This is a genomic window from Leptolyngbya sp. 7M (assembly GCF_018128485.1).
On the sequence record NZ_CP070897.1, the window covers coordinates 3534955 to 3561916 of the forward strand.

Here is a 26962-nt window from a genome sequence, read left to right on the forward strand (position 1 = left end):
GCCCAAGGAGACAGGTTTATCAACTAGAACCAAGCCCATCTCTCCCAAGCAATATCACGCTCTGGTAGTCCTGCATAACGCCGAACTGAGTACCATCTGCAATGAGCCGCTCGATTGAGAGGTCAAAGGCGAGAGGCAAATCTGGATGTTAGGGTTGAACCGCCCAAAGGCGAGCACTTCAAAGGCTAGGGGATCGAGCTGGTGCGCTTGGCGCTGGTTGCGCCTCGATCGGCTCGAATTCGTAAATACCACCATCTGCCATCAGCGACAGAAACAGATGATTCTCTTGGAGTGTGTAAGACCGCACTGCTGGCAAATCCTGCACAATGCGATTGTAGAGAGAATCCGGTGGACAGAGGACGCGAGTCGTCGCAATTGGGCCAAACTGAAGCTGATTCGGCCCCGACGATGTCCAAGTGCCGCGTCCCCGGTTGCAGTCGATCCGCACTTTTTATAACCGAATGCTCGTTCGTTCATAACAAGCCGGTCGATATACACGTAAATCTGCCGGAAGTTATGTTTCTGGTCAGGAAAGCAGAGCCGAGACGGGTGATGCTGACGCATCTTTATTCAGAATGGGACGAAATAGATGCGACTAAGGAAATTGCAGCATTTCAGCCGCCATGTGAGGTGCTGCTTGCTTTTGATGGAATGGTTGTAGATCTGTGAACGATCAATTGCCGGCGTAGTTCCGCTTATTGATTGCCATTAGGTCCTCGGGCATCCATTTTTCTAGGACTTTTTGCTCTGCCTCGCTGATGCGGGCTCCACGATCGCGCCAATCCTTGGAGGGATCGTCTTCGCGGCCAGATTGTTTCGGATAGTTTTCCACTTGTTCTAGGCTAATGATGATGCCGTGAATCACATCGTCCCAATCTTCGTTCTGGATGCCGCGAAGCGTTACCGGCAAGCCTGCCGTCCAGTCCTCTTCGGGGACGATATTATCGTATTCTGGTATGGTTAGAAACGCGGTTTCGGGAAACGGTTTTCCGATAAATTCGTTCTTTAGCTGTGATGCAAGATCTTTGTAAGAACCGGAGGGGTTCTTTTCACGAAGCTCAAGCGCACGCTTGAATATCTCTGTAACTGTTGGACTGCTCATACTTAATTGGTCTAGAACAACAGATTAGCACAGATGGCCGCGGATTCTAATCAAAAAAGGTCTTCCCATGCAGGGGAACCGTGGATTAGTTCCGTGCTAGTCTGTTTCAGATCCTTGTTGGACCACTATGCATAATTTGATATATAGAACACACCTTTTTCTTGGTCTTATCGTGTCGATCCCATTGCTTGCCTGGGCGGCCAGCGGTTTTCTCTACGCTCTGCCAAACACCGTCGAGGGCGGTGTCATCGAAAATATTGCTCCTGAACGCGTGAAGATCACACCTGCTGAAGCGATGGCACGTGCAAATGAGCTGGCCGGACGGCAGCTTCCCACCACTGCGCTCACGCTGCTAATGAAAGACGGCAGCCCAAAATATCAGGCCATCGGCGGACTCGGCGCGGAGTCGATCTTCATCGATGCAGAGACCGGCGTTGCCGAACATTCAAAACCACCAACACTGCGGACGCGATTTTTCCGTGAGGCCCATTTCTATTTCTTCGCCGGAAAATGGCAGGTACCGCTGTTGCTGCTGTTTTCGGCTCTTGCGGTTCTGTCCGCTGCAACGGGCATTTACCTGAATTTTATTTATTGGGGTAACAAGCTGTTTTCTAAACGTTCCGACGGATAATTCCGCAAAATAGATCTGCCGGCCCCGATGGAACCGGCAGACTATCTCGATCTGCTATAGTGTCGCAGTGTTTACTTTTAGCAAAGACCAGAATTAACGGGCAACATCGTTCTCGATCTTCAGGTTATTGGTAACGCTGAAGCTGTTCGGAATGCCGCGGGCTATTATATACATCGTGTCATAGTCTCCGCGATTTCTTACATAGCCCTCGAGCGTAATATTGCCGCGATCAACGATCAGTCTTACTGATGGGTTGACTGTCCAGAGATATCCGGAAAGCCCGCTCGTATTGTGAAGCCGAGTGTATAGATTACGCCGGATCTGATCATCGAAGCGCGAGGGCGGAAGGATCTCAATGTTGTTGATCACCTTATTTACACCCGGGATCCGCTCGACTGCTGCTTTCGCATCAGAACGGTTAACTCCATTGAAAACCTTTCCGGTAAGCGTAACCGTGTCGCCGTCCACCTTGAATCCGATGTGATCGAACACTTCATAATACGGCAGCCGAAGAATCCTCTTGTGAACCTCCTGGCCAATCGCCGTTGTCTTATCGTCAATGGAAAGGCCTTGAGCGTTTACATTTAGAAATGATAGTGCTACAAGTGCCACCGAGAATATCAAGAATGAACTAAATCTTTTCATGACCCAAGTCTCTCCCTCCTTCTCAAAAATTCGTCCGATCTTGGACTCTGTCTTAGGACGAAAACAGCCCCCAAAAGGATGCCTGAAAAATGACTTTCGGGAACAGGTTAGATACCCCTAATTGCTGGCTGATAGCTGTCGCAAAGCTTCATAAAGAACAATACCGACTGAAGTCGCAAGATTCAGGCTGCGAACATTTCCGCTTGGCATCGGTATTGTCAGGCAGTTTTCCGGAAATGAGTCCAAAATGTCAGATGGAAGCCCGCGGGTTTCCGGGCCGAAAACTAAACAATCACTTTCTGTGAACTGCCATTCGGTATATTGCCTTTTTGTGCGGGTGGTCAAAAAAACAAACCGAGACCTCTTAAGCGACGAATACAATTCGTAGATATCCGTGTGTCGATAGAGCTCTACGTGTTCCCAATAATCCAGTCCGGCACGGCGGAGCGTCCGGTCGTCCATTCGGAATCCGGTAACGCCGACGATATGAAGTGGCGTTGATGTTGCTGCACAAAGGCGTGCGATATTTCCTGTGTTTGGTGGGATCTCGGGTTCGTAAAGTGCAACGTGAGGCATATTATTGCTGAAAAGGGGTTTCTCGGTATTTCAATTCAATTGCATCTATTTTTACTTTGAAATCATCGATTAGATCGTAAACGCTTGCCGTTCGATGCCGAAAACGGGTGATTATGCTAAAATCCGCTTTTGTTTGTTCAATTTCAGATGATTATATCTAATACGCCGTTCGTTACGGGATCCCGAATCTCCGCGGCCCTTACCATTTTTCTATTTTCTGCGATACCGGCTTTGGCCCAAACACCTACGCCAAATCGTGAAGAACCTAAGCAGGAACAGGTCAGCCAGGCGAGGATCGCCTCTGGTGACCTGACCGGCGAACAGGTCGCATCGGCGTTGCTTCGACAAAGGCATTCACCGCTCAGATGATCGCGCTCTATTTGTTCTCGCTCTATTTGGGCGAACTCCGCGGAACGATCGATGAGGAGCAGGCAAAAGGTTTGGCCCAAGACTTGGCCGAATTACCGCTCAAGATCGAGCAACTTTTGAACGATGCCGATACGATCGAGGAACTTTCAAAAGATCTCTTCCGCGTTCAGGACTTCCTTTACTTAGGCCGCGGCATCAACTTTCCCGTCGCTCTTGAGGGCGCGTTGAAATTGAAAGAAATAAGCTATATTCACGCCGAGGGATATCCGGCGGGGGAAATGAAGCATGGGCCTAATGCCCTGATCGACGAGAAACTTCCGGTCGTTGTCGTCAACACGCGTGAGACCGGAAACCATGGCAGCGAACTTCGTTACGAGAAGACCCATTCAAATATCGTCGAAGTAAAGGCTCGAGACGGCATCGTTATCGCGGTCCTGACCGAAGGCGATGCCATGAGTTCAAAGGTAGCAGACCACGTAATTGAGATACCCGAGACCTCCGACCTTCTCGGCCCGGTCTTGTCTGTAGTGCCGCTGCAGCTTTTGGCATATCATATCGCGGTTCGCCGTGGCTGCGATGTTGATCAGCCGCGCAATCTGGCTAAATCAGTTACGGTCGAATGATGAAGGCAATAATTGTCAGAGAATACGGCCCGCCCGAAGTAATGGCTGTGGAAGAAACGAATCTGCCGGAGCCTGTCGGAACGCAGGTGCTTGTTAAGATCCACGCCGCCGGGGTGAACCCTGTCGATACTTATCTACGTTCCGGAATTCACGCACATGCGCCGAAGCTGCCTTACACACCCGGAAAGGACGGAGCCGGTACAATAATTTCGGTCGGTCCTAACGTAACAAGATTCGCCATCGGCGACCGTGTCTATACCGCGGGCTCCATTTCCGGAACTTATGCCGAGAACTCTATCTGCGATGAAACGCAGCTTGACAGATTGCCCGACAACATCTCATTCGCCGAGGGAGCCGGGATCTGGACGCCTTATGCAACAAGCTATCGGGCTCTTTTTCAAAAGGCGGAATGCAAAGCGGGTGAGACCGTGCTGATTCACGGGGCATCGGGAGGTGTAGGGCTGGCCGCTGTGCAATGGGCCAGCTCGGCGGGACTTCGCGTGATCGGCACAGCCAGTTCCGAAGAAGGCCGCGATCTGATACTGCGAAATGGTGCCGACGCGGCATTTGACCACACAGACATAGATCATTTCACCGATATCTGGGAAGCGACCGGTGGCAGTGGCGTCGATGTGATAATTGAGATGCTTGCAAACGTTAACCTCGAACGAGATTTCGAATGCCTATCCCCGTTCGGCCGTATCGTTGTCGTGGGCAGCCGCGGCAGCATAGAGTTCACGCCTCGGCTTACAATGACCAAGGAGGCGACAATTCTGGGAATGTCTTTGTTCAATGCCCCGCCGGATGCGATGGACGAGATCCACAAGGCGATAGGGTACGGCCTAAAAAATGAGACCGTGCGTCCTATCGTAGCGAAGGAGTATTCTCTTGAAGAAGCGGCTCAGTCGCACCGAGACATTATCGAAACAAAAGCTACAGGGAAATTAGTGATCGTCCCGTAAACAGCCAAATTACTATATTCCGGGAAAGATCTCGATCTTCACATTGAATGCACCGGAATTGTCATTAAGGTTCCCTTCGTTTATCCCAAGGAACAATGCACCATCGCGAGCGGCAACAAACTCACGCTCATCGCCGATAAAAAGAAAATCATTATTGTCGTCGCCGATAACGGCAAGCAATGCCCCGGTCGGCACGGCCTTTAACAACTTATTCGGGTCTTCAACATCCCAAAGTCCAGCCGGAGTTGACTTGATGCCCTTACCTAACGAGACCTCGCCGGTTCCTGAGATCCGGATCCGCTGGCCCTTTTTGACGACCCAGCCCGAATTAGTCCAACCGTTTGCGGTATTGTCGGCTAGAACTTTTATGCTCAATTCGATCGGCTTGATCGCGGTGTTCGCCGCCGGCGGAGTGGTGCTATCCGAGGTCGTCTGTGTGTTTGAATTTGCGGGGGCTGTTTCAGTCGGTCTGGTCGGAGACGGTCTTGTATTGGAAGTAGAATTCGTAACAACGGTCTCATAACGCGGGGGGATTGAGGCCGAACCCGGGCCGGGCCTGTTGGTTGTAGAAGATGCTCTCTCGAATGAATCGAACGTTATCGAATCTACGTCCGCCGCATCAAAGGTCAGCGTACGCTTTCGCTCTCCCTCGCCGATCTCGATCGTGAACTTCCCTCCGCTAAAATCGGTTATCCGGCCTTTTATGATGCTTCCGTCTTTCAGACGAACAGTGTCAGCAAAAACACTGACGACGGACGACAACATCAATACGACCGAAAGAAAAAATGCCGCCGATCTGGAACTTGAACTCATCTTTCCTCCACGTTTTGCCGGAACCAAAACCGGCACGATCTACAGATGCTTATTGTCAGGACGCTCGTTGCACGGATGATGCAGGCCACTCTTGTTTAGATTATACATTCTGCCGCAAGCCCTCGAGAAAAAAAGCTGCAAGTTCTTCGCTGCACCATCGTTCATTCATTGACGGCACGGATCTCTGATCCGATAGCCATTTTGCGAAATGGGGGAAACATTGATGTATAAGGGAATATTGGCTTTTGCTGCGATCTTCGCGACCGCCTTTTCGGCTATTGGGGGAAATGGATCTGATACCCGTTGGGAAACGTTCGAGCTTTACGGCGAAAAGTTAGAGAACAGCCGCGCGTTCGTTGAATTGAACGAAACCGAAGGACGCATTACGGGAAACACGAGGAGTGTTATTTATGGCAGATGCGTTTCTGTCGGATTTTGCGTTCGAGCCTAATTATCCTGAGTCTCCACCGAACTATGTATCTGGGGAACGGGAACGTCTAAAGCTGATTCTGATTGGTTCGGCTGAAGGCATTCGCGAAATGATTCACAAAATGCATCAACGCGATTTAGCGGAAGCAGGTTCCTGGAGTCGGCTGTTGCCGGTTCCCAATTCAGACGAAGTGATGAGCGTGTTAATGCTATACCGTAGGCGCGGTGAATAGAAGCTAGAACAAGTAGGGGAATGGTGCGATCATTCCTCTATCGCTGGCACTAACTGACTGCCATAGCAGGCCACTTCGTTACGCAGTAACAGAGATAACTATTTGTAACAAAAATAACAATTTACCACTGATCTGCTCAAATCTGATCTAAGATTATGGATGCAAAATATGGATTGATGGCGATTGTGAGCTTCATTCTCCGTTCACCTCACAAAGGAGGGAAGTATGGCCATATCTTCCATTAAAGTTCGTAAAACGATTGCTTGATAGTTTCTTGAACAGTTAGTCGATAAATATCTCAAAAAATATCTCAAAGTTCTGCGAGATAGTCTCTCCAATGTAGAGAGTACATGGGGAACCATCGCAGTTTCTTCTACAACTGGACAGGCGCGAATATAGAGATTGAATCGAGATTGTCAGGACCACAGAAGCTCTGATGCTTTCAATTTGGGCGTTCTAATGCCTTTTGGAGGTGTTTATGAAACGGTTGATTTTGATTACTCTTGCGATGATTACTGTATCCATGCTGATACCCAGCCTGACTCCATCGGCTGATGCGCTTAACAAGCGGTTTAGGGAGGCTCACGAACGGGTGATGAATCGCTAAGCAGAAGGCGTTGCTGAATCATGAAGTAGTTGAGTTTTGGTTCTAGCCTTGATTTTGCACGAAACTTCAGCTCTTCAGGCTCCGATTCAGCAATGTCTTCCTAGTTTGTAAAAGCAGCCTCAAACCAAAGAAAAAGCGAGACTTGCGGTGAAGTTTGCTGTAGGCTAGTAGAATCATCGGGCGCGAATTAGTGTGCGCATTGTGGAGGACATCGGATGAGACGACAGCAACTGACTCCCAAGCAACGATCCAGCGTCGCTCGCCAGCCCCAACGCGCTATTGCTCCCGTTAAATCGGCTACGCATCTCCAGTTTCAAGCTGAGCTGGGCCACCAGCCTGTCAACCAATCGCTGCAACCCCAGCAATCGTCTGACTTGCCAAACTTGCCAAAGCCGCTGTTTCGCGGACTGGCTCAGGCGTTGGGGGCGGAGCTATCCTCGTCGGGCAGTCTGGTTCAGGCCAAGCTGACCGTCGGCCAAGCAGATGATCGGTATGAGCAGGAGGCGGACCAGGTTGCCAAGCAAGTCATGCGCCAAGTTCATGCACCTGTTGGCTCATCTGCTGAGGGAGGCCAATCACCGCAGGCCCAGGCAAAAAATCACTCGGTACAGCGCCAGTCAGATATCAGTGGTACCACCGTTGCTCCCAATGTAGAAGCCTCGATTCAGCAAGCGCGAGGCAGGGGGCGCTCGTTGCCGCGCTCGTTGCAGGACAAGTTTGAGGCGGCGATGGGAGCTGATTTTAGCCAGGTGAGAGTGCATACAGATAGCGGCTCGCATCAACTGAATACGAGGTTGCAGGCACGGGCGTTTACTACCGGGCAGGATGTCTTCTTTCGGCAGGGCGCTTACGATCCGGGCAGCCATCAGGGACAGGAATTGATTGCCCATGAGTTAACTCATGTGATGCAGCAAAACACTCAGATAACGCAGCGCCAAGGCGCAGAAACACCCTTCGCTTCAACAAATGGGGCACAGAAAAATTCGATTCAACGGGTAATTGGCGATGTAGCAGCATCAATTCAGTTTGATCCGGTCTTGTACATTCAGAAACTGATGAAAGATGATAAAAAGCCGATAAAAGATAGGTATGAGCAAGCATTGGATACTGCTAATGAACATTATGCAAATACTGGGAATGTAAAGTTTGCTCGTCTTGCGGCGGAGTGTGCAGTTCAGCTAAAACAATATAGTTTGGCTGCAAAATTCTACAAGGCGGCGTACAAACAGGACCGGCAACCGGATGATGCGCTAAAAGCAGCTAGAAATTATAAAGAAGCAAAAGACCTGCGTAAAGCCGATATCTGGTATCGAGTCGTTCGTCGGGGACATTGGGAAAACCGAGGCGAGGGGAAATATGGTGCCCTTCCTACTCGTGAGGGAATCAAACGTGCTGATCACGCGATCCCGGCAACTCCGGCGATGGTTGAGGAGGCCAATAGACATCTAGGGCGTTTGGGATATGGCGAAACGTTCAAGTATCAAGAGTTTTTGAAACTAGAAGACAGAATGTTCATAGACAATAGGGGCCAGGTTCGATCGGTCTATGAAGGCGATCAGAAATACAAAAAGGAAGAAAAACCAGCACCCGGTGGAAAGACCATCGCAGCCGGACTAGTTGATGTCTGGGAAGACGATATTATTCAAGGACGGCTTACTAATGCAGGATTGCAACAGAAATTACGGGATTTAGATATAGACAGAAACCAAATGGGGAGCTACATTGTTCGTTACAATAGAAGTAATCCTGAACGAGCAGCTCTAGAACTCAAACCTGGAAATGGTGGAATCACCCAGGGTACTCCACCGGCCCTTTTTTCAACTAATAATATGCACAGTGTGGCATCAGGTGCTAAATATGCCATCTTTGCCATGAGCCGCAGCGGTAGAATTTATGCAACCAACCATCGCATATCGCGGGTGCATCACACCAGTCCACTGGCAGGAGGCGATGTAGTCCGGACGGGCTTCCACCTACCTCATCCATTGAGATGAACCATTGCGGGGTCGCACGAAATATGACCGGATTCTTACAACGCCAGCAATGCGGATAACGGTGCTGATAAGCTTCCGAATGAAGCAGCATCCCATTGCTGCGAAGAAATTCTACGATCTTCGGGTTTGCATCAAAGATCTTCATCCCACCGAAGTGTTCGACCTCACCGATAAATCGGCCGGCACTATCGACGGGATTATAGATCTCAAGGCCGTATTGTTTCCCAACGTGAAAATCGTCCGCCCCGTGGCCGGGAGCCGTGTGAACGATGCCCGTGCCTGCCTTTGATGAAGTTCTGCTTTCAAAGCGAACATCTAGTTCTGTCTCAGCATCAGCCTCGCCCAGCGTAACGTGTTCACCATTCACAATTAGCGAGATCCGATCAAGCCAAGGGTGCCTTGCCTCAAGTCGGTTGAGTTTCGAACCTTTGAACTTGGCAAGCTCTTTCGCTGACTTAAATCCGCAAGTTTCGCTAAATCCCCGTGAGAGCTCAGTTGCGACGATGTAAACCTCGTCTTCGATACTGATCGCCGAATACTCTAGATCCGGGTGTACAGCCAGCCCCATGTTCGCCGGAAGTGTCCAAGGTGTGGTTGTCCAGATGACAAGAGATAGGTTCCTCTCCGCAAGCGCAGGATCGATCCGGGCGGGGTCAGAGACCAGCGGAAACTTTACGTAGATCGAGGGCGATGTATGTTCTTTGTATTCAACCTCGGCTTCAGCGAGTGCGGTTTGGTCATGAATACACCAATAAACCGGCCGCAGGCCTTTATATACATACCCACGTTCCAGGAACTTACCGAAGAGCCTTGCCGTTGCCGATTCATATTCCGGCGACATCGTTAGATACGGGTCATCCCACTCGCCAAGAATTCCCAGCCGCTGAAAATCACGGGATTGATTATTCATTGCCGTTGAAGCATGTTCGCGGCAAATCCGACGAAACGATGCCACAGGAATATCGGCTTTATTTTTACCTTTTTCTGCTAACTTTTTTTCAACGTGCGTTTCGATCGGCAATCCGTGGCAGTCATAGCCGGGCACGTAGGGCGCATCGTAGCCCATCATCGAACGCGTTTTGACAACGAAATCTTTAAGTATCTTATTCAAAGCCGTACCTATGTGGATATCCGCATTCGCATACGGCGGCCCATCGTGCAGGATGAACTTCTTGCGTCCCTTTCGTGCTTCGGCGATCTTTTCATAAAGGCCCGATTCCTTCCATTTCTTCAGGCGTAATGGCTCGCTCTGCCCAAGATTTGCTTTCTGCGAAAAATTCGTTTTTGGCAGGTTAACGGTTTTCTTAAGGTCCAATGAATCAGTCATAGATATCCTGCAGTTTGTTTCAGAACCGCGTGATCTGGTTAAACCTTAATTGTAACAGTGACCAGGAAAAATCTGAATCAGCAATTGGAGCAGAAGGCTTACTCTTCCTCAATAGACACAAGGAAGGGAAACTCTCGTGCCTTGGCGAGATTCATCGCCTTTTGCTGCTTCATATAGGCGATGTCATACGGGTAAATGCCTGCGACGCCAATGCCTTCCCGATGTACCTTCAGCATGATCGCAACAGCCTCTGACTCCGGCTTCTGAAACACGTACTCAAGCACGAAGACGACGAAATCCATAGTTGTAAAGTCATCATTGTGAAGCAGCACACGGAAAAGCTTCGGCTTTTCCAAGCGAGTTTTGGTCTCAGGAAGTATGTCGGTAGCGTTTTCTGGGAACTCGGGCATATCTGCACATTTTTGAGGTTATCACAGACTTGCATCGCTAAGCACATACGATCGGTTTTCGTGAATACAAGAGCCATTGAAAAATAGATGGACTTTAGACGCCCTTATTTGGTATGTTTGGATGCGCTGTTTACTTAGTATTCACTTTCGGTCTAATTGCACTTTCTCCGGCTAGGTGTTGTAGGACACCTGCGGATCCAAGACCGGACTCTTCAATATGAAGGCAAGTGTCATCAATAACATTCCCCGGTCGGCCAACCGCGGAAACAATGCAAGTCCCACAGGATCTAAGTCCTTGGATGCCCGCTCCGATAAAACTGAGCTTGATCTTGTGTTCGCGGGAGCAGGACAGAAACTTCGCGAAGGTCGTTCAAGTGAGGCAGAGGAGATCCTTCGAGACGCTATTGCCAAGCATCCCAAGAAAAGGATGATCTTGCGAATCTGAAGCGGTTGCTTTCATTCACACTTGAAACCGTTGGCCGTTACAAGGAATCACTTGATGAAATAAAGGAGTATGAAAACGAAGCAAATCTCCTTCCCCTCTCCGTCGAGACCCAGATCCGTCTGGTAACGCAGCTTGCTATCGCATACAACAACACCGGCGAACATCCAAAAGCGGTTACACTGCTTAAAGAAACCCAACTCAAGGCAAAAGAAAACAGCTTCACCCATCTTCTGGGAAGCATTGAGGTGGGGCTGGCGCGCGTTTACCGCAAGTTGAATGAGTGCCCGATATGCCGCGATCATGCTGAAAGTGCTCTCGCGGACCACCGTGCAACGGGTGATTGGCTTGGAATGGCAGAAGCCTACCGTGAAATTGCCCTTAGCTACCATCAGGAAGGCGATAGCGAAAAGTCTCTTGAGTATTTCGATCTCGGAATAAAGATAATTGGAGACCGCTCTGCGCCCTTTATGCTCGGAAAGCTCTACACAGATATGTCCGGGGCATATTGGTTCCTGCGAAAGCCGGCGGAAGGCATCGAATGTCTCGAACGGTCTATAACATTTTTTGACAAGACCGAACACCTTTTGAACACGGTCATTGCCTACAACTAGCAATCGCCACTTACAAAGGCAAATCCAAAGAAGAAGAGATCGTAATCGAGCAAGGACTGATCGAAGAATCAACCGAAGAAATCGCCAACGTTCTGTAATGTATCCCACTGATTTATAAAAGGAGAAATGATATGTCTACGCATTTGTTTGCCACCATTATCACCGCCACTGCTGTTGCTGCCAATAACCGGGGCGAAGGAGATGGCAGTACCTTGGCAACGCTTCAAAAAATCACTCGTGGCAACGATCAGTATACGACTGTGAGTGCAGAAGCGATTCGCTGGGGACTGCGGGAGTACTTTCAGAATCACAATGAGTCTGCTACTAATCGCACCTTTGACCCAGACACGGATAAGTACAGCTTCAAAAGCGAGCAGTTTAGCGCTGAGAAATACATTGATGATGATTTGTTCGGCTACATGGATGCCAAGAAAGGGCAAGACAATAAAGATGCCACAACCAAGCGGCGTGGTGCATTAGAGATCAGCCGTGCTATCAGTCTTGACCCCTACTGGGGCGATATTGCCTTTGGTTCTAAGGGGGGCGAGAAAGGTAAAACCTCAATCCACAGCACCGAAGTCCACTGCACCGCCTATCAGTACACGATTGCCCTCACGCCTGATAGTTTGAAAAATCTCAACCGAGCGGCATTGGCATTGGATGCAATCGGAGCCGTGCGGCATGTTGGTGGCAATCATGCCCGTTTTTTGTACGATTTCCGTCCTGAATCGATTGTAATTCGTATCACTGACGATCCCAGTCCTTGGATTATGGACTGCTTCAAACGCATGGGTGAATCTGTCGGTTGCCCCAAACTACTTCGTTTGGTCGAAGTGGGTGACGTAAAGGCTAGCGAACTGATCGTAGCAGGGGAAGTTGCCGATACTCCCTACGGAGAAAAGTTAGCAGCTTTGGAGGTAAAGGTTTATCGTGGAGTCAAAGAAGCAATCGCGGCAGCCAAGCAAAAGCTAACGATTCTTCAAACTGCCTAGCTTAGGAGTCTGCCCTATGAGTTCCCTATCTGTTTCTAGCGAAGTCTTGGATGGTATCGCCGCTCTAGCCCAGCAGTTTAACTTATCCACTGAAGAGCTTCTGACTCAAATTATTCAGGGCAAGTTGGTCATTATTGACGCTGACGAGCTAGAAGACTTGCTGGATGTGAAAGATGCAATCTTGGCAGAAGCCGATCCCGAAAACCAAGAACGGGTCACCTGGGAAGACGTTAAGCAGGAGTTGAACCTGTGAGCCGTTATCATATTGAGTTTTTGAAAACGGCCAAAAAGGAACTGTTTAAACTCCCGCAGGATGTTCAACGACGCATTGCGGCCAAACTTGACGCCCTTTCAGTTGATCCTTGCCCTCCGGACAGCAAAAAACTAAAAAACGGGAATGGGCGACTGCGGATACGAGTAGGAGACTATCGTATCATTTACCGTCTTGAGGAAGACCGGCTGGTCATCCTAGTCATCAAAATTGGTCATCGTCGTGATGTTTACAAGTAATCAAGACAAATCAAACTATGCAACTCTATCTCGATTGCCCTTGCACCAGCTTTCCACGCAGCTTTGCACGGGATTACAAAGAAACCTATCGCTATCCACCACCATCCACAGTTTACGGATTGCTGCTGTCGTTGGTGGGTGAGATAGACATGATGGCGCATGTTGGAGTGAAACTCGCCATCGGCATGATTGGGAATGATCCGCCCATCTCTCGCATTGTTCGCAAACAGCGACATCACAAATTCAGCCGAGACCACATGGGCACCTATCCGACTAGCAAATTCTCCAAGCCCAATCACCACGAACTGCTAACCGATTTACAGGCAGTGGTCCAGATCGACTCTAGTGAAGAATCAACCGCCTTAAAGCTAATGGATCGAGTGGCGATCGCCCTCTCTACGCCAGAACAAATTACCCGTTTTGGTGGTCTAAGCTTGGGTGAATCTTGGGCAATGGTCAACGGTATCCGAACCTATCGAAAAACGGATGGGACTATTCGTTGGCTAGTGAAAGATTCGCGTGGATTGCTCAGTTTACCAGTTTGGATCAATCGCCAAACGACACAGGGAACATTTCAGCGCTTCTCGATTGCTGAACCTGGTGATGCATTCACAGATGCGTGTTGGGTATCCATTCAACCACCCGCAGCACCTGCAAAAGCTACCAAAACCAAACGCAGCAGGAAATCAAGTTAACCACAGCCTCACCATTCATTCAACCTCTGATCGCCATTAGGCGTTGTTCCTCTCTTTGCAGCCTATCTTGCTACACTATAGGCAAATCTTCCGGCATGCCAAGTGTAGAGTTGATGCCATGACTGACTCTCAAATCTTGCCCGCTACCGATACCTGGGTGAAAGCGACCTGGGAAGACTATTTGCAGCAGATCGAGCAGCCGGGCTACGAGAAGGCAAAGGGTTACTATCTAGACGGATGGATGCGGATTGAGATGTTACCCGTTGGCAGTGATCACGCCGGCGACCATACTCTGGTTATCTTTACAGTTGGTCTATTTACGACGTTAAAAGGCATTGCTGCTAGAGGTTTAGACAACTGTACCTATCGCAAAACAGGTAAGCAGGAATGTCAGCCAGATGTTTCCTATTATCTAGGAAAAAATGCCCGTGTCATTCCTAGTAGTACAACAGTAATCGACCTCGATCAATATCCGCCTCCAGATTTGGTGATTGAAGTTGCCAAAAGTAGCATTGTTGATGACCGTACTGCCAAGCGCGAACTTTATGAAAGCCTGGGTGTAGCTGAGTACTGGGTTTTGGATGTTGAGAGGGTTCAGATTTTAGCCTACGAAATGATTAGACGCGGAGTTACATCGGGTAATCGTCGGCAAGTCGATGCCCATTGGAATCGCGGCATGAGTTATCTGACATCTTTCACCAGTACAAGTGCATCACGTTTTCATGCTCACTAATTGCAGATCGAGTCCCCGTGATTGCAACAGAGATCGGGAGCGCTCTATCTGAGACAGCAGTAGGCAGATGGCGACATCAGGCAAGAGCAGTTGCAGAGCGGAAGTAGCGGACTGTTTCCAATCAGGCAACAGAGCGGAGCCAGTAGACAGATAAGTCCAATGCGCCAGGATAAAGCTAACCAGACACAGAACGAACCAGCGGTAGACTCCTAACAGCGTCTGTTGGCCAAAGCAATGCAAGCCGAAGCGATGTTTGATGGTCTTGAAGAACCCCTCAATGCTCCAGCGACGGCGACCCCACCAAGTACTTGTGCTGCCTTTAAGCGGGCGGGTTGAGAGGACGAAGCGTTTTTCCAACTTGCCATCGCGTTTGAGGTAGAGCCAGGAAATCGTCACTGGAAACGACAAGCCTTCGAGAACCACTTGTTGTCCTTTGGTTGCCAAATCCTGCACCTTGCGCCCATCGGCCAGCTTGCGGTCACACCTGACTCCGACAATCACCGGGTAACGACGCTTTCGCATCGCGTTGAGGAACGGCACACTGCCAAAGGCAGTATCGGCTAGCACCACGACTCGAAACGCTCGCACCAGAACTTTGGGCAGCGTGTCAATGAGCCGCACGGCCAGTTGAGCGGCACTGGGGGAACCCTTACCACGCCAGACGCGAAACCCCCACGGCACTCGAAACTGCCCCACCACCAAGTACAGCACCACCAGATGCAGTCCTCGTTTGCCTTGCAGAACGCTGATGAGCGGGGCAAACTGCTTGAACTTGCCACACTTTTCTAGCGTTGTCAGGTCTACGATGAGTTGCAACCAGGGTCGTCGTCCCCGACCGCTATAGCTCAGCAGTTGTTCAACAAGTTGTTGACGAATGGTGCGGATGAATTGGCGAGTCGGCCACCGGTAGTGGTTGAGAAACCGGCTCAAGGCTCCAGCAGACTTCATCGAACTGTGTTGCGGTAGCGGGTGTCCTTGTGCCTCCAGGAACAAAGCCAACAGCGCTTGCAGGCTGTCCCTTTGGTCAGTGGTCGGCATCAGATTGAGCAGGGTGTAAACTAGCGCTTGGGCGTGTACGAGAATCGGTTTCACGGTTCTTGGAAAACTTTGATAACTTCACGCCCTTTTTTCGCATCAATTGTCCCTCAAGGCAAATAGCGCATCTGTACTAGTGAAAGATGTGAGTTAAGTTTGAAGCAGCAATCTACTGAGCAGCGAATTGATTCTGCCGGAGGCATTGGTTCTTCCTCTTCGCAGAGCTAATGCGACTTTGACGAGTGCCTACGAACAGCTTTTGTAGCTTCCAACTTTCAGTTGATTCGCATCAATCAGCCGATTTTGCGGTCAGCAGCTCAGCTACGCGCCACAACTAATCTGAAAACTCCAGACGCCATTCACGCTGCAACTGCTCTAGCCGCTCGTTCAACGCTGTTTTTGACCAGCGATAGCCAGTTTCGGGCCGTGGCTGGTTTGCCCGTTGTTGTACTGAGTGAGGTGCTGACCTCCTAATCGGCAGTGGCGACTCGCATGCAGATCTGCAAAGGCCGTTTTTGGATCAGAGAAAGCCGTTTACCGCATAGACACCGTCACAGCGATTCTCTAGACTGCTCTCTATTGCTATTAAGAATGATTTCTAACAGAGTAGCTTGATTGGTGTGAGAGTGATTGAGATGGGTATGTTGCAGTGTTCGGGTCCGGTGCAGTTGGCGTTGGTAGCGGCTCTGTCAGGCAGTTTGGTCGAGGTGTTGGCATTGCCTGGATGGGCGCAGGAGCAGCAAGCGAATGATCTGTTTTCCGGTTTGAGTACTGAGTTAAACCGGCAGGCAAACCAGCAAGGGGCTGATTGGTCGCTGGAATCTGAATGGGCTGGTTCCGGTATTGGAATTCCGCAATTGAGTGAGTTTGAGCAACCTGCTACAAAGATCACAGATTGGATTGCTCAAATCGAAGCCTCACTGGTGCAAATAACCAATGTGCGAGTCGAGGCGACTGAAGCCGGACTTCAAGTAATCCTGGAAACAGATAGTGGTTCCCTAGAGGTGCCGGAAACTCGCGCCGTGGGGAATGCGCTGATTGCCGATATTGCCAATGCTACCCTTGCAGAAGAATTTTCTCAGGCAAATCCAATCGAAGGAATTGCGCTGGTGAATGTAACGCAATTGCCGGGAGAACGGGTGCGGGTTGCGATTACCGGAACCAATGCACCACCTATCGCTGAGATAACAACAGCGGCTGAAGGACTGGCGTTTGTGGTCACGGTTGGGACGGCTGCGGTTAGTGAAGCAGAAGCACTTGAGTTAGTGGTGACGGGGGAGCAAGATGAAGGCTATAACCCGTCGAGTGCAACTACAGCCACGCGAACCGATACGCCACTACGCGATATTCCTCAATCCATCACGGTAGTACCGCGACAGGTGTTGGACGATCGCAATGTGAGAACGGTAACACAAGCAGTGGAAACTGTTGCTGGCGTAGTTGATAACTTCTCACTCTATAATTCACCTTCTGGCAATAGACTTATTCGCGGGTTTAATCAGCAAACACTACGAAACGGTCTGCGTGATGACGCTGGTGTTGTTACTTCCCCCTTTGAAACAATCGAGCAAGTAGAAGTTCTTAGGGGACCTGCCTCAGTTTTGTTTGGAGCTTTAGAGCCAGGTGGAATCATTAATGTAATTACTCGGCAACCCCTAGATGAACCCTATTACAGGCTAGGAAAATGTTTGCCACAAACGGCTTGCACCTTCGAAATCCGACGAATTCGTCCCGATCTCCTCGCCCGGAGCTTTACCTTTAACGTCGTCGTAAGTTACGCGCCAGGTAAGCTTATGTTTTCCACTAGTGTTCGAGACGACCGCAACGGCGTAGATATCCTCATTCGTTTCAAATGTTGTAACGGCAGGATCTGCCTTATCGTTCTTGCCGAACTTGAGTTCGCTGATGTTCGCCGTTGTGAAGCTGGCCTCACATCCAAGTCCGACGAGAAGTAAAAATGAGAGTACGACTGCTGTGCTGAATAGATTTTTCACTGATCGCCTCCGATGCTAATCTTGAAAGTTTGTTCAATAAAGCCGGTTAAGTGTAGAGCAGAAGATTAGATTATGCAAAGTGGAAGAGGGCACATTGTGCTAATCTATAATTTTGTTTCAGATGACAAATTTTTCGGAATATGAGTAAGGTCGGATTTGTTAGTCTCGGTTGTCCCAAAAACCTCGTTGATAGCGAGGTGATGATGGGTACGTTGAAAGAGGCCGGTTGGGAAATAATCAATAACGCCGAAGAGGCAGAGACGATTGTCGTGAATACCTGCGGATTCATTGAATCCGCCAAACAGGAATCGATAGACGCCATACTTGAAGCGACCGCCCTAAAATCCGAAGGTAATGCGAAACGTGTTGTAGTCGCCGGCTGTCTTGTTGAACGTTATCGGGATGAGCTGGTGAAAGAACTGCCCGAGGTTGATGCGTTCATAGGAACTTCTCAGGTCAACGAGATACTAAAGGCTGCGGATGCAAACTTTGATGCGAAACAACTAACCATCAAGCCGATCGGCAATAAGACCGCTACATATCTTTATGACCTGGATACACCTCGGATTCGTGCAACCGATTCGCACACTGCATTCATAAAGATCGCTGAAGGCTGCGACCGCCCATGTACCTTTTGCTCAATTCCGGGAATGCGGGGTTCTTTCCGTTCTCGGCGGTTTGGTTCGATCATAGAAGAGGCTCGAAATTTGGCAAAAGATGGTGTCAAAGAGATCGTATTGGTCGCACAGGATTCGTCGCGCTATGGCGAAGACCTCGGCGAGGTAGATGCGCTTGCCGCTCTGATACGAGCTCTCGGTGAGATCGATGAACTCGAATGGGTGCGTGTTATGTATGCGTATCCGACCCATATCTCTGACGCCTTTCTTGCCGCGATCGCAGAAACGCCGAAGGCAGTGAAATATTTGGATATGCCGCTTCAGCACGCCTCACGTAGTGTTCTGAAGTTGATGAAACGTGGCGGGACGCGAAAGTCACTGGAAAGGCTTATCGGTCGTGTTCGTGAACGTGTGCCTGGGATCACCATCCGCACTACGTTCATAACGGGCTTCCCCGGCGAGACCGACGAGGATTTTGAAGAGCTTTTGACGTTTGTCCGGAACTGCCGGTTCGATAATGTCGGTGTCTTTACCTATTCTGATGAAGAGGGAACACCCGCCTTTGATCTCCCAAACAAGGTCGATCCGAAAGTCGCTAAAAAGCGGCGCGACCGTTTGATGAAGGAACAGGCTAAGATAAGCCGTCAATTGAATCGGTCGAAGATCGGGAGAGTATTTCCCGTGATGTTCGAAGGGCTTTCGCAAGAATCTGACCTTCTTTTCCAGGGAAGATCTGAAGGACAGGCACAGGAGATCGACGGCTACATTCTAATAAACGATGTTCCCGAAGGCCTTGATCCGCAGATCGGTGAGATATATAACGTGCGCATCACCGAAGCTTATGAATATGATCTGATCGGAGAGATCATTTGATCTCAAGAAAGGTTCATTACCTACCCGATGCTGAATTTGGCTGCAATTTATTCTGAGACTTTTCCGTCCGAACTAATGTAAACCAAGGCGAATGCGATCAATGCCGAAAGCGCTTGTGTAAAGACTATAGAAGCCTTTGCGGTAATGCCACCGAAGATGCCGGCGATAACTACAGCAATTTATTCGTAACGTTCCGCAGCGGTGATATATTAACGCACGGTTTCCCGAAAGCGATACACAAAAGTTCCGATTTCGTTATCGAGCGATTAGGTTTTTACGAAACTTTATGTACGATTGGTAAGTATTACAAGCGTATTTCGCCCAGCAATTACCCTGATCTGCATCTGCATTTCCTGCTGGAGCTTTCACCCAAAAATCCAAGAGGAGTCAATTCGCAAAGAATAGAATGAAGATCTCAAAACATTTTCGATTTATCGCCGTAACGGTTCTTGTCGCTCTGTTGCTGGTCTCAGTCGCTCCGGCACAGCAGCGCGATGTCTACGACCGTATCCGCGAAGAAGGAACAAAGAATTCTCAGGTGATGAAGCACCTGCAGGTATTGACAGATGTTTACGGGCCTCGGCTTACCGGTTCGCCACAGCTCAAAGCCGCAGGCGAATGGGCAGCGCGCCAGATGACCGAATGGGGATTAAAGAACGCAGCACTCGAGCCCTGGGATTGGGGCCATGTGGGCTGGACCAGTGAACGTGCATACGGTTTCATTACATCTCCTGTTCAGGATTCGCTGGTTTTTGAGGTGCTTGCGTGGACACCGAGCACTAACGGCGTGGTAAAAGGCAAAGCCTTTAATATGGTGATCCCTGATCGCCCGACCCAAGAAGAACTGACCGCCTATTTTGATAGTGTGCGTCAGAACGTGCGGGGAAGCATAGTTTTTTACGGAAATCCGGGCGTTGTGCCGGTAAATCTGAACCCGCCGCCAAAACGGACACCTGACGAATTAGCCAAGCAGCGAGTAAATCCGGATGCGCCGGCTCCGCAGTTCCAGGGGCCTGGTTCTGGGACAACCGCTGCTGATTGTGGGGCTAATTATCGGTGTCTCGCTTTTCAAATCTGGGCTGTTGATTGGGCTAGGCATGCTGTTTAGACTGGGGCTGAGCCAAAGTATTTTGTTTGCCTTTGCTCTGGTTCAGGGGGATGAATTCGCCTTTGTCTTGTTTTCCTTTGCGGCTCAGAGCAATGTGCTATCGGAAAATCTGGCCGGAATTTTGATTGCGGTGGTGGCCCTCTCGATGCTGCTGTCGCCGCTGTTCATGATTGCCTACGACCGACTGATCGAACCGCGCTTTGCGACTGCGTCCGACGAGCGGGAGGCCGATGAGATTGACGACAACGAAAATCCAGTCATCATTGCTGGGTTTGGTCGATTTGGACAGATTGTCGGCCGGTTGCTGCTGGCGAATGGCTGTTCGATTACGGTGCTGGAACACAATCCCGCCCAGATTGAACTGCTGCGCCGGTTTGGTTGGAAGGTGTTTTACGGCGATGCCTCGCGGATCGATTTGCTCTATGCCGCCGGTGCTGACCAAGCCAAGCTGCTGGTGATCGCGATTGACGATAGCGAGAAAATCCTGGAGATGGTGGATTTGGCCCGGAAGCACTTTCCTGACCTGAAACTTCTGGCGCGGGCGATTGACCGACGCCATGCCTATGAGCTGATTCGACGTGAGGTAGATGTAATTCAGCGAGAAACGTTTAGCTCAGCCTTGGATATGGGAGTTGAAGCCCTCAAGCTGCTGGGGGTTCGCTCCTACCGGGCGCATCGGGCCGCTCAGACCTTTCGGCATCACGATGAGGAAGCCCTGCAAGACATGGCGGCGATGGCGGAAGATGATTCAGCGTTGATGGCTCGATCGCGACAGTTGACTGAAGATCTAGAGCAAATTCTGCAATCCGATGAACAAGAAATGGTCCATGAGCTGGATCGAGCCTGGGATCTGTTGGCGCAGCAACAAGAGAGTCAATAAATTTTGCTCTGTCGCCGCGGGACGAGCTGCCTGTAGCAGCACAGCTCCGAGCATTTGGCGCACCGGCGCATACCAGGGAGAAGGCTCATCATAGTTGAGGCGATCTTCTAGCTCCACTCCTGTTTCGAGGTGGGCAATCGCCAGCTGATCCTAGATCTTTAGCGTGAGTGCGATTAGCTCCATCGCATCCAGTTGCTGTCAGGTAGAATATTTTCCAGCATTACCACAGATGGAGTCAGCGACAAAAATGCCGTTTATCAACTACGTGATGGAGAAGTTTCTGTGATGAACATCTTGCTGGCTCAAGCTGAACACATTGACCATCTGGCTGTCCTGTTTGATCAGTATCGGGTTTTCTACAATCAGGCTTCTGATCTTGCTGCTGCTAAGCAATTCCTGGGTGAACGGTTCAAGCAGCGAGATTCTGCCATTTTTGTGGCTATGGATAATCAGAGCATGGTCGGATTTACTCAACTGTATCCTAGCTTTTCCTCGGTATCGATGCAGCGGGTTTGGATTTTGAATGACCTGTTTGTGGTAGAGAATTACCGTAAACAGGGAGTTGCTAACTTACTCATGGATGTGGCAGAACAGTATGCCCGGTCCAGTGGCGCAGTCCGAATTGTCTTAGCAACCCAAATCACGAATATCGCGGCTCAAAGACTGTATGAGTCTCGCAACTACGTTAAAGACGAAGCCTTCTATCACTACATGTTACGGTTAATTTAATTGATAAGTTTGATTATACTGATGTTGTCGAATATTCAATTACAGCATTCACAAATTGATTGTGAACAGGGGATGTGGGGGCAACGCCCCCACGCAGGGATGGAACCCCTGCACCCCGTTCAGATCCGATCAAGGATTGCTGTAGATAGTCAATTAAACGTTCAATTAGACAGTAGCGATTTCCTGACGAAACCTACGAATTGCTTCGGCAGCATCAGTTTCCGCCATTAAGACGCAGCGTTCTAATAGCTCAATGTCTAACTCCTCCAGCCCAGGGAGCTGACTGCGATCGATACGATGATAGCCATCAGCAACGAGATGATAAAGCGTGAAAGTGCCATCCTGCCAGAACCACACTTCGGGAACGCCAAGTGCCTGATAGCGAGTCAGTTTACTGATTCCACCACGGGTGAAAACAACCTCAATCGATAAATCCGGAATCGGTTTTGACCGACCCAAACAGTAGGACTCATCAGCTTGAACAAACGCTAATCCCTCTCGTTCCTGGTCTTTCTGCCGAGTAGGCACAAACGGAATTCCCTTTTCGGTTAGAAAGGTCGTCACCAGATAGCCAATAATGTGAGCAAAAATCTCATGCAATTCTCCTGGCATGAGGATTTCAATCACTCCGTCGTAGAACGCTAATCTGGCACCCGGAGAGTCCTGCAATCCCTGCTGAACCAGCTTGAAGCCTTCCCATGTGCCAGGAAGGACAATCAACTGATCCTGGGTCCTGTCCAACAATTGAACCATCGCGATCGCATCTCCTATGACCCACCTGTGCCTAAGTTTAGTCGGATTCTTACTGGGATTTAAGCAGCATTGTAATCGACCTCACCAGCCTATCTGGTTCTACAGGTTTAGCGATGTGTTGCTGAAAGCCCGCGGCCAATGCCTGCTGCTGGTTGAATTCTCCGGCATAGGCGGTCAGGGCAATGGCGGGGATCTGTCCACCTTCGGGCAGTAATTCTCGAATCTTGTGAAGTAGGGTGTAACCATCCATCTCAGGCATGCCAATGTCAGACAGCAAAACATGGGGCTGGAATTGCTCCACCTGCTGGAGAGCCTCCGTAGCTGAAGTGCTGGCTCTAACGGTTGCTCCAGCTTGCTCCATAGTCATTTCAGGCTGAACCAGGCAGATTCAACCGCAATCGCTGTCAGCCTGTTTTTTAATGGCAGCAAGCTAACTGAGTTGAGTCTTGATTGCGTCTTGCTTGAGTTCTGGTTGAACCGCTAACACTATTCAGAAGCGATCATTGTGCGCAAATTATTAGAGAAAAGAGCGCCTTTGGCCGATAAATAGTCCCTGTCTTGTTCAGTCAAACCAAGGTTATCGCAAAATAGCGTTTGCTCGACTTTCGCAGTCCGCCAGTCTGTTTCAGTCAAGATGGCTTCACCCAGATCGGCCCCGATCAAATTAGCAGCAGCCAAGCTAGCTAGGCTGAGATCGGCCAAGCTCAGATCAGCGCCGCGTAGGTCGGCGTCTCGCAGGTCAGCCCCATTCAAATTAGCTAACCGCAAATCAGCACCCCGCAAATCGGCCCCAATCAGATTGGCAAGACTGAGGTTCGCGCCGCGTAAATCAGCTCCACTCAGGTTAACTTGGCTGAGGTTTGCGCCAATCAAATAACTGCTAACCAAATCAGCCCCGTTCAGATTCGCTCGCTTCAAGTCAGCGTTGCGCAAATCGGCCTCCCGTAGATCCGCTCCCCTCAGGTCCGCTTCACTTAAATTAGCGCCCATCAACTCGGCACTCGTGTTGGGATTGGTAGCTCGCCACTGGTTCCAAGCAGTAATGCTATATCTGAGGCGGGCAACTTGTTCAGCGGTAGTCTGAATCGCAAGCTGCTTTGCGAGTTCCCAGGTGATTGGTTGATTCACTGTCCAATTCTGCGTTACGTCTATATAAAAGAGCGGAAGGGACCGATAAACGGATGAAAACCTAGTATCGATATGATTGCTCATTGTTTCCCAGAATAACACCCCTCTTTCAAGCCGTATAGTCTAGAATCTGGGGCAATTACTGTGAAATTTCTATGAAGTTGCTTAAAGTTTGAGCACATCTGATAGTCTTGAGTAAAGATACAGAAGCTCAGTAAGATTACAGAATTAATCTCTTTTTGGTATATTATTTGACTAAATAGTTCGCTGGATTGCGTCAAGTTGTTGATGGAAGTCAGTTGAACCTCTAGCCGACTCTGGCTACCTCTGAGCTTTTGTTTGTGTGGATTCCCTTATTCAATGAGTTTAATAGCTATTTATCCGATTGTCTCAGGAAGTTTTGAGATTTCAAAGCTCTGATGGGTGTTGGGTAGGCTCTAGGTCTCGGTCTTCCAAGGCTCGACAGCTAGATCGGGCATGTAAGAGGAGCTGCATGAAAAGCACTTAGCGGTTGACTGTTGATGGCAAGTTGATGGCAAATGGAATTCAGTCTCACCTGAGTTTCAGTCCTTACGGTTGATGCAAAGTTGATGGGCAAAGGGTAAGTACCCAAGCTTGAGCGCTGGTCAAGGCTTCGAGTTGGGGACCGGACACTCTGCCTGAATACGACAAGGCTAGAAAGTCGTTTAAAGGTTTAAAGAATTTCACAAAGCTTGAACAGGTGTGCTCTTGATGGGACACTACAGATTTTCTAAAGACTATTCCTTACCTCAACTGTTTGCTCAGTTGGTTGAACAGCAAGCGGATGGGTGCTTGCATCTTTCGGGTGGCGTTGTCTCTTGGTTTGTCTACTTAAAGCAGGGCAAGCTGCTCTATGCCAGCAATTCCATCGATCCGTTTGGGCGATTTGACCGATATTTACGCAGGCTCAGCGTACAAATTCCGTCGCTGGTGAGTGCGATTCGGATTCAGGTGCGCTTGTTATTTGAAGCGCCAAAATTATTGTCTAATGAAGATTCCAGCCTCTGCCGGGATTATCAAGCCATCAATTGGCTGGTCGAGCAGCGCCATCTCAATTTAGCCCAAGCTGCCATTTTGATCGAAGAGTTGGCGAAGGAAGTGATGGAATCGCTGCTCTCGGTTCCGGAAGGAGACTACGAGCTGTTGACGATTGAGCATCTTCCTGTCTTTTGTCAGTTGGATCTGCCGTCGTTGCTGGAATTTTGTCAGAGCCGGTTACGACAACGACAAGCGGCTGGACTAACGGTCCCATCAAGTCGCCCCACCTCATTCAACCCTACCAGTCCCTACTCCCTGTCCACTCTAGCCCAACAGTCGGCTACCGCCATTCGCCCCGTTCACCAGCCGGTTGCTGAGAAGGAGACAACGGGCCTTCACACCCTGCCTCGCAGCAAGTCGTCTTACACCATTGCCTGCATTGATGATAGTCCCGCCGTTTTGAAGTCGATCAACTCGTTTCTAGACGACGAAAATTTTTCGGTAATTATGATCAACGATCCGGTGAAGGCATTGATGCAGATTATCCGCAGCAAACCCGATCTGATTTTGCTGGATGTGACGATGCCCAATCTGGATGGGTATGAACTCTGTTCCTTACTGCGCAAACACCCCAGCTTTCGCCAGACGCCGGTAATTATGGTAACGAGCAATACAGGATTTCTAGATCGGGCTAAAGCCAAGCTAGTGGGAGCCTCAGGATATTTGACGAAGCCATTCACCCAGCCAGATTTGGTGAAGATGGTATTCAAACACCTGACCTGAAAATAGGCGCTAGCAGGTTGGACCTTTCAAACTGAGTGGTTTAGCTAAACATGTTTGCTTAGTTATCCATCTGAACCTTTCACGTACATTTCGTGTATTTGCGCTATTTCTCCAACTCAATATTCAAAATTCTATTTCACAGAGAGCACTGCGTATGAGCACTGTTTTAGTCGTGGAGGATACTCCCTCTGAACGCCAGCTACTCAGCCATTACCTTCAACAGGGTGGCTATCGCGTTATTGATGTGGACAATGCCAAAGACGCGTGCCGAAATGCAGATTTTGCAGCGCTACGGTCATCGACTGAATGCTTACGCTTTCGCCGAGCGCAAGTACTAGCGTGATAAAGAAGGCGAGTACGATGGCCTCGGCAAGCGTTGCTTCGTAGAAACCTGTAAGGATCGCGCAGATGGTTCCACTTGCCATTGTTGCGATGAGCCACGGAAAACGATACCGGAAAATACCGAACGGCGACTTTCCTTTTATCTGTGAAATGCCGAAACCGATCATTTGAAAGACGTCGTCAACGTGATGTCGTTCGGCAATGTTCAATGTTTCTTTTGTAAAGAGGCCCGCATCTACTACGCCGATCATTCTTCCGGCGTCATCTACTACGGGGAACGCAAGAAATTTGTGCTCCAGGAACATCTCGCAGGCTTCAAGCACGGATGCGGAAGCCGGAATAGAAACGAGGTTGGTACTCATTATGTCGCTGAGCCTGACCGACGGCTTCGACATAAGCAGTGCTCTTGTTGATAAGATCCCTTTCAAATGTCTTTCGGCATCGATTACATAGAAATAGACTATCCGTTCGCCGAGCCCTTTCATCCGGATAAGGCGAAGAGCCCCTTCAACTGTGAGTGATTCATCAAGGCCTGGAAAGTCGGTCCGGGCATAATGGTGGACGGGCTCCTGTAAGTGATCGGCATCATTCGGATTGATGGTGCCGTGTATATCTTCGATATTTCTTGTTCGCATTTGTACATTTCCCCTGAATGTCCGGGGACTTTTCTACGTATCTGCCGCCCGCTAGTTTTTCCTGGGGCAGCCGGTGATTATTTATTGTTCTCAGATCAGGAAGCTCGGGGGCGGGGATCTGTCAGAACCAGATGCGAGAAGAAACTTGGGTCCTCGGGGGACGATCAGATACGCGGCGGCCGTAAGTGCATCAATAAGGACGCAAGGAGAAATTGAATGAGTTTTACCAGGGCATCCTGCGCTGTTATCGATGCCATCACTGCAGATCTTTGCCAATTTCTGGCCATGCAGTCCATCTTGTGGAAAGATCGAGTGTCCATAGAGACCGGCCCCGTTCGTGCTTAGAATGCTCGGGGACCCTGTATCGATGTTTCCTTCA

At 49.6% G+C, this 26962-nt stretch carries 34 protein-coding genes and 2 pseudogenes; 24 read left to right on the top strand and 12 right to left on the bottom strand.

Annotation, left to right across the window (positions count from 1 at the left end; genetic code table 11):
• Positions 1-178: 178 nt before the first annotated feature.
• Positions 179-448 (bottom strand): META domain-containing protein, encoded by a 270-nt coding sequence (locus JVX88_RS44180; protein ID WP_211619486.1) that lies wholly within the window; start codon positions 446-448, stop codon positions 179-181.
• Here JVX88_RS44180 and JVX88_RS17710 point away from each other — a divergent pair.
• The gene (locus JVX88_RS17710; RefSeq protein WP_211629092.1) at positions 349-669 is read left to right on the top strand and encodes a hypothetical protein; all 321 of its coding nucleotides are present in this window, start codon (positions 349-351) and stop codon (positions 667-669) included. The two genes, JVX88_RS44180 and JVX88_RS17710, sit on opposite strands and share 100 nt — an antisense overlap.
• Positions 670-673: 4 nt before the next feature.
• Here the strand turns inward: JVX88_RS17710 and JVX88_RS17715 are convergent, their stop codons facing one another.
• Positions 674-1102, bottom strand: a complete 429-nt coding sequence (locus JVX88_RS17715; protein ID WP_211619487.1) for a hypothetical protein — start codon at positions 1100-1102, stop codon at positions 674-676.
• Positions 1103-1229: 127 nt separating this feature from the next.
• Here JVX88_RS17715 and JVX88_RS17720 point away from each other — a divergent pair, with 127 nt between their 5' ends.
• Entirely contained in the window at positions 1230-1733 is a 504-nt protein-coding gene (locus JVX88_RS17720) for a PepSY domain-containing protein (RefSeq protein WP_211619488.1), read from the top strand.
• 93 nt (positions 1734-1826) lie between these two features.
• On the opposite strand, the gene JVX88_RS17725 is transcribed toward JVX88_RS17720, so the two are convergent.
• Positions 1827-2378 (bottom strand): BON domain-containing protein, encoded by a 552-nt coding sequence (locus tag JVX88_RS17725; RefSeq protein WP_211619489.1) that lies wholly within the window; start codon positions 2376-2378, stop codon positions 1827-1829.
• Between the two features lie 117 nt (positions 2379-2495).
• Positions 2496-2954: a tRNA (cytidine(34)-2'-O)-methyltransferase gene (locus tag JVX88_RS17730; protein WP_211619490.1), complete on the bottom strand. Its 459-nt coding sequence runs from the start codon at positions 2952-2954 to the stop codon at positions 2496-2498.
• Between the two features lie 147 nt (positions 2955-3101).
• On the opposite strand from JVX88_RS17730, the gene JVX88_RS17735 reads away from it, so the two are divergent.
• Genes JVX88_RS17735 through JVX88_RS17745 form a run of 3 tightly spaced genes read left to right on the top strand, consistent with a single transcriptional unit; the run spans position 3102 to position 4908 of the window.
• Complete coding sequence (locus tag JVX88_RS17735) at positions 3102-3323, top strand: hypothetical protein (RefSeq protein ID WP_211619491.1); 222 nt, start codon at positions 3102-3104, stop codon at positions 3321-3323.
• Positions 3320-3946 (top strand): SIS domain-containing protein, encoded by a 627-nt coding sequence (locus tag JVX88_RS17740; RefSeq protein ID WP_211619492.1) that lies wholly within the window; start codon positions 3320-3322, stop codon positions 3944-3946. Before JVX88_RS17735 ends, JVX88_RS17740 begins: the two co-directional genes overlap by 4 nt.
• Positions 3943-4908 (top strand): NADPH:quinone reductase, encoded by a 966-nt coding sequence (locus JVX88_RS17745; protein WP_211619493.1) that lies wholly within the window; start codon positions 3943-3945, stop codon positions 4906-4908. The genes JVX88_RS17740 and JVX88_RS17745 overlap by 4 nt, the downstream gene beginning before the upstream one ends.
• 12 nt (positions 4909-4920) lie before the next feature.
• On the opposite strand, the gene JVX88_RS17750 is transcribed toward JVX88_RS17745, so the two are convergent.
• Entirely contained in the window at positions 4921-5721 is an 801-nt protein-coding gene (locus JVX88_RS17750) for a hypothetical protein (RefSeq protein WP_211619494.1), read from the bottom strand.
• 208 nt (positions 5722-5929) lie between these two features.
• On the opposite strand from JVX88_RS17750, the gene JVX88_RS17755 reads away from it, so the two are divergent.
• From JVX88_RS17755 to JVX88_RS40760, 4 genes are all read left to right on the top strand, one after another.
• Positions 5930-6172, top strand: coding sequence for a hypothetical protein (locus tag JVX88_RS17755; RefSeq protein WP_211619495.1), 243 nt, complete (start codon positions 5930-5932; stop codon positions 6170-6172).
• Complete coding sequence (locus JVX88_RS17760; protein ID WP_211619496.1) at positions 6132-6383, top strand: hypothetical protein; 252 nt, start codon at positions 6132-6134, stop codon at positions 6381-6383. Before JVX88_RS17755 ends, JVX88_RS17760 begins: the two co-directional genes overlap by 41 nt.
• Positions 6384-6861: 478 nt before the next feature.
• Positions 6862-6990, top strand: a complete 129-nt coding sequence (locus JVX88_RS40755) for a hypothetical protein (protein WP_263975166.1) — start codon at positions 6862-6864, stop codon at positions 6988-6990.
• Between the two features lie 215 nt (positions 6991-7205).
• Positions 7206-8984 (top strand): DUF4157 domain-containing protein, encoded by a 1779-nt coding sequence (locus tag JVX88_RS40760; protein ID WP_211619497.1) that lies wholly within the window; start codon positions 7206-7208, stop codon positions 8982-8984.
• 40 nt (positions 8985-9024) lie between these two features.
• On the opposite strand, the pseudogene JVX88_RS38580 reads toward JVX88_RS40760, so the two are convergent.
• Together JVX88_RS38580 and JVX88_RS17770 are read right to left on the bottom strand one after the other, a co-directional pair.
• Positions 9025-10311 (bottom strand): annotated as a pseudogene (locus JVX88_RS38580) (class I tRNA ligase family protein); the annotation flags it as partial.
• A 98-nt stretch (positions 10312-10409) separates the two neighbouring features.
• Complete coding sequence (locus JVX88_RS17770; RefSeq protein WP_211619498.1) at positions 10410-10721, bottom strand: ATP-dependent Clp protease adaptor ClpS; 312 nt, start codon at positions 10719-10721, stop codon at positions 10410-10412.
• A gap of 217 nt (positions 10722-10938) precedes the next feature.
• Between JVX88_RS17770 and JVX88_RS17775 the strand changes: the two genes are divergently transcribed.
• From JVX88_RS17775 to JVX88_RS17805, 7 genes are all read left to right on the top strand, one after another.
• The gene (locus tag JVX88_RS17775; RefSeq protein ID WP_211619499.1) at positions 10939-11166 is read left to right on the top strand and encodes a hypothetical protein; all 228 of its coding nucleotides are present in this window, start codon (positions 10939-10941) and stop codon (positions 11164-11166) included.
• A gap of 5 nt (positions 11167-11171) precedes the next feature.
• Positions 11172-11777: a tetratricopeptide repeat protein gene (locus JVX88_RS17780; RefSeq protein ID WP_211619500.1), complete on the top strand. Its 606-nt coding sequence runs from the start codon at positions 11172-11174 to the stop codon at positions 11775-11777.
• A gap of 131 nt (positions 11778-11908) precedes the next feature.
• Positions 11909-12769: a type I-B CRISPR-associated protein Cas7/Cst2/DevR gene (cas7i, locus tag JVX88_RS17785; RefSeq protein WP_211619501.1), complete on the top strand. Its 861-nt coding sequence runs from the start codon at positions 11909-11911 to the stop codon at positions 12767-12769.
• Positions 12770-12785: 16 nt separating this feature from the next.
• Positions 12786-13022 carry a hypothetical protein gene (locus JVX88_RS17790; protein ID WP_211619502.1) on the top strand — a complete coding sequence of 79 codons (237 nt, stop codon included), beginning with the start codon at positions 12786-12788 and terminating at the stop codon, positions 13020-13022.
• Positions 13019-13279, top strand: coding sequence for a type II toxin-antitoxin system RelE family toxin (locus JVX88_RS17795; RefSeq protein WP_211619503.1), 261 nt, complete (start codon positions 13019-13021; stop codon positions 13277-13279). The genes JVX88_RS17790 and JVX88_RS17795 overlap by 4 nt, the downstream gene beginning before the upstream one ends.
• Before the next feature lie 17 nt (positions 13280-13296).
• Positions 13297-13974, top strand: coding sequence for a CRISPR-associated protein Cas5 (cas5, locus tag JVX88_RS17800; protein ID WP_211619504.1), 678 nt, complete (start codon positions 13297-13299; stop codon positions 13972-13974).
• A 118-nt stretch (positions 13975-14092) separates the two neighbouring features.
• Positions 14093-14707: a Uma2 family endonuclease gene (locus JVX88_RS17805; RefSeq protein WP_211619505.1), complete on the top strand. Its 615-nt coding sequence runs from the start codon at positions 14093-14095 to the stop codon at positions 14705-14707.
• Here JVX88_RS17805 and JVX88_RS17810 read toward each other — a convergent pair.
• Entirely contained in the window at positions 14687-15799 is a 1113-nt protein-coding gene (locus JVX88_RS17810; RefSeq protein ID WP_225931107.1) for a transposase, read from the bottom strand. The two genes, JVX88_RS17805 and JVX88_RS17810, sit on opposite strands and share 21 nt — an antisense overlap.
• A 216-nt stretch (positions 15800-16015) precedes the next feature.
• On the opposite strand from JVX88_RS17810, the pseudogene JVX88_RS17815 reads away from it, so the two are divergent.
• The 7 genes and pseudogenes from JVX88_RS17815 to JVX88_RS17840 all read left to right on the top strand — a co-directional run.
• Positions 16016-16216, top strand: a pseudogene (locus JVX88_RS17815) (PIN domain-containing protein); the annotation flags it as partial.
• Between the two features lie 167 nt (positions 16217-16383).
• Complete coding sequence (locus tag JVX88_RS17820; protein ID WP_211619507.1) at positions 16384-17697, top strand: TonB-dependent receptor plug domain-containing protein; 1314 nt, start codon at positions 16384-16386, stop codon at positions 17695-17697.
• Between the two features lie 179 nt (positions 17698-17876).
• On the top strand, positions 17877-19226 hold the full coding sequence (rimO, locus tag JVX88_RS17825; RefSeq protein ID WP_211619508.1) for a 30S ribosomal protein S12 methylthiotransferase RimO: 1350 nt from the start codon (positions 17877-17879) through the stop codon (positions 19224-19226).
• Between the two features lie 113 nt (positions 19227-19339).
• Positions 19340-19636 (top strand): hypothetical protein, encoded by a 297-nt coding sequence (locus tag JVX88_RS17830; RefSeq protein WP_211619509.1) that lies wholly within the window; start codon positions 19340-19342, stop codon positions 19634-19636.
• Positions 19633-20334 carry a hypothetical protein gene (locus JVX88_RS38585; protein ID WP_225931108.1) on the top strand — a complete coding sequence of 234 codons (702 nt, stop codon included), beginning with the start codon at positions 19633-19635 and terminating at the stop codon, positions 20332-20334. The genes JVX88_RS17830 and JVX88_RS38585 overlap by 4 nt, the downstream gene beginning before the upstream one ends.
• Positions 20324-21214, top strand: coding sequence for an NAD-binding protein (locus JVX88_RS17835; protein ID WP_225931109.1), 891 nt, complete (start codon positions 20324-20326; stop codon positions 21212-21214). The genes JVX88_RS38585 and JVX88_RS17835 overlap by 11 nt, the downstream gene beginning before the upstream one ends.
• A 285-nt stretch (positions 21215-21499) precedes the next feature.
• Positions 21500-21943 carry a GNAT family N-acetyltransferase gene (locus JVX88_RS17840; RefSeq protein ID WP_211619511.1) on the top strand — a complete coding sequence of 148 codons (444 nt, stop codon included), beginning with the start codon at positions 21500-21502 and terminating at the stop codon, positions 21941-21943.
• 165 nt (positions 21944-22108) lie between these two features.
• On the opposite strand, the gene JVX88_RS17845 is transcribed toward JVX88_RS17840, so the two are convergent.
• The 3 genes from JVX88_RS17845 to JVX88_RS17855 all read right to left on the bottom strand — a co-directional run bounded on the left by JVX88_RS17845 (position 22109) and on the right by JVX88_RS17855 (position 23824).
• Positions 22109-22696 carry a Uma2 family endonuclease gene (locus JVX88_RS17845; RefSeq protein ID WP_211619512.1) on the bottom strand — a complete coding sequence of 196 codons (588 nt, stop codon included), beginning with the start codon at positions 22694-22696 and terminating at the stop codon, positions 22109-22111.
• Between the two features lie 49 nt (positions 22697-22745).
• Positions 22746-23063, bottom strand: coding sequence for a response regulator (locus tag JVX88_RS17850; RefSeq protein WP_211619513.1), 318 nt, complete (start codon positions 23061-23063; stop codon positions 22746-22748).
• 119 nt (positions 23064-23182) lie between these two features.
• Entirely contained in the window at positions 23183-23824 is a 642-nt protein-coding gene (locus tag JVX88_RS17855; protein WP_225931110.1) for a pentapeptide repeat-containing protein, read from the bottom strand.
• A 732-nt stretch (positions 23825-24556) separates the two neighbouring features.
• Between JVX88_RS17855 and JVX88_RS17860 the strand changes: the two genes are divergently transcribed.
• Entirely contained in the window at positions 24557-25606 is a 1050-nt protein-coding gene (locus JVX88_RS17860; protein ID WP_211619514.1) for a response regulator, read from the top strand.
• A gap of 236 nt (positions 25607-25842) precedes the next feature.
• On the opposite strand, the gene JVX88_RS17865 is transcribed toward JVX88_RS17860, so the two are convergent.
• Positions 25843-26583 (bottom strand): CBS domain-containing protein, encoded by a 741-nt coding sequence (locus JVX88_RS17865; protein ID WP_211619515.1) that lies wholly within the window; start codon positions 26581-26583, stop codon positions 25843-25845.
• Positions 26584-26962 lie beyond the last annotated feature (379 nt).

Coding starts and splice junctions, on each gene's coding strand:
- JVX88_RS40755 (WP_263975166.1), top strand. CDS start 6,862: ATGAAACGGTTGATTTTGATTACTCTTGCGATGATTACTGTATCCATG.
- JVX88_RS17805 (WP_211619505.1), top strand. CDS start 14,093: ATGACTGACTCTCAAATCTTGCCCGCTACCGATACCTGGGTGAAAGCG.
- JVX88_RS17745 (WP_211619493.1), top strand. CDS start 3,943: ATGATGAAGGCAATAATTGTCAGAGAATACGGCCCGCCCGAAGTAATG.
- JVX88_RS17720 (WP_211619488.1), top strand. CDS start 1,230: ATGCATAATTTGATATATAGAACACACCTTTTTCTTGGTCTTATCGTG.
- JVX88_RS17750 (WP_211619494.1), bottom strand. CDS start 5,721: ATGAGTTCAAGTTCCAGATCGGCGGCATTTTTTCTTTCGGTCGTATTG.
- JVX88_RS17775 (WP_211619499.1), top strand. CDS start 10,939: ATGAAGGCAAGTGTCATCAATAACATTCCCCGGTCGGCCAACCGCGGA.
- JVX88_RS17740 (WP_211619492.1), top strand. CDS start 3,320: ATGATCGCGCTCTATTTGTTCTCGCTCTATTTGGGCGAACTCCGCGGA.
- JVX88_RS17835 (WP_225931109.1), top strand. CDS start 20,324: ATGCTGTTTAGACTGGGGCTGAGCCAAAGTATTTTGTTTGCCTTTGCT.
- JVX88_RS17735 (WP_211619491.1), top strand. CDS start 3,102: ATGATTATATCTAATACGCCGTTCGTTACGGGATCCCGAATCTCCGCG.
- JVX88_RS17725 (WP_211619489.1), bottom strand. CDS start 2,378: ATGAAAAGATTTAGTTCATTCTTGATATTCTCGGTGGCACTTGTAGCA.
- JVX88_RS17715 (WP_211619487.1), bottom strand. CDS start 1,102: ATGAGCAGTCCAACAGTTACAGAGATATTCAAGCGTGCGCTTGAGCTT.
- cas5 (WP_211619504.1), top strand. CDS start 13,297: ATGCAACTCTATCTCGATTGCCCTTGCACCAGCTTTCCACGCAGCTTT.
- JVX88_RS17820 (WP_211619507.1), top strand. CDS start 16,384: ATGTTGCAGTGTTCGGGTCCGGTGCAGTTGGCGTTGGTAGCGGCTCTG.
- JVX88_RS40760 (WP_211619497.1), top strand. CDS start 7,206: ATGAGACGACAGCAACTGACTCCCAAGCAACGATCCAGCGTCGCTCGC.
- JVX88_RS38585 (WP_225931108.1), top strand. CDS start 19,633: ATGAAGATCTCAAAACATTTTCGATTTATCGCCGTAACGGTTCTTGTC.
- JVX88_RS17850 (WP_211619513.1), bottom strand. CDS start 23,063: ATGACTATGGAGCAAGCTGGAGCAACCGTTAGAGCCAGCACTTCAGCT.
- JVX88_RS17790 (WP_211619502.1), top strand. CDS start 12,786: ATGAGTTCCCTATCTGTTTCTAGCGAAGTCTTGGATGGTATCGCCGCT.
- JVX88_RS17845 (WP_211619512.1), bottom strand. CDS start 22,696: ATGGTTCAATTGTTGGACAGGACCCAGGATCAGTTGATTGTCCTTCCT.
- rimO (WP_211619508.1), top strand. CDS start 17,877: ATGAGTAAGGTCGGATTTGTTAGTCTCGGTTGTCCCAAAAACCTCGTT.
- JVX88_RS17840 (WP_211619511.1), top strand. CDS start 21,500: ATGAACATCTTGCTGGCTCAAGCTGAACACATTGACCATCTGGCTGTC.
- JVX88_RS17730 (WP_211619490.1), bottom strand. CDS start 2,954: ATGCCTCACGTTGCACTTTACGAACCCGAGATCCCACCAAACACAGGA.
- JVX88_RS17770 (WP_211619498.1), bottom strand. CDS start 10,721: ATGCCCGAGTTCCCAGAAAACGCTACCGACATACTTCCTGAGACCAAA.
- JVX88_RS17755 (WP_211619495.1), top strand. CDS start 5,930: ATGGGGGAAACATTGATGTATAAGGGAATATTGGCTTTTGCTGCGATC.
- JVX88_RS17860 (WP_211619514.1), top strand. CDS start 24,557: ATGGGACACTACAGATTTTCTAAAGACTATTCCTTACCTCAACTGTTT.
- cas7i (WP_211619501.1), top strand. CDS start 11,909: ATGTCTACGCATTTGTTTGCCACCATTATCACCGCCACTGCTGTTGCT.
- JVX88_RS17760 (WP_211619496.1), top strand. CDS start 6,132: ATGGCAGATGCGTTTCTGTCGGATTTTGCGTTCGAGCCTAATTATCCT.
- JVX88_RS17865 (WP_211619515.1), bottom strand. CDS start 26,583: ATGCGAACAAGAAATATCGAAGATATACACGGCACCATCAATCCGAAT.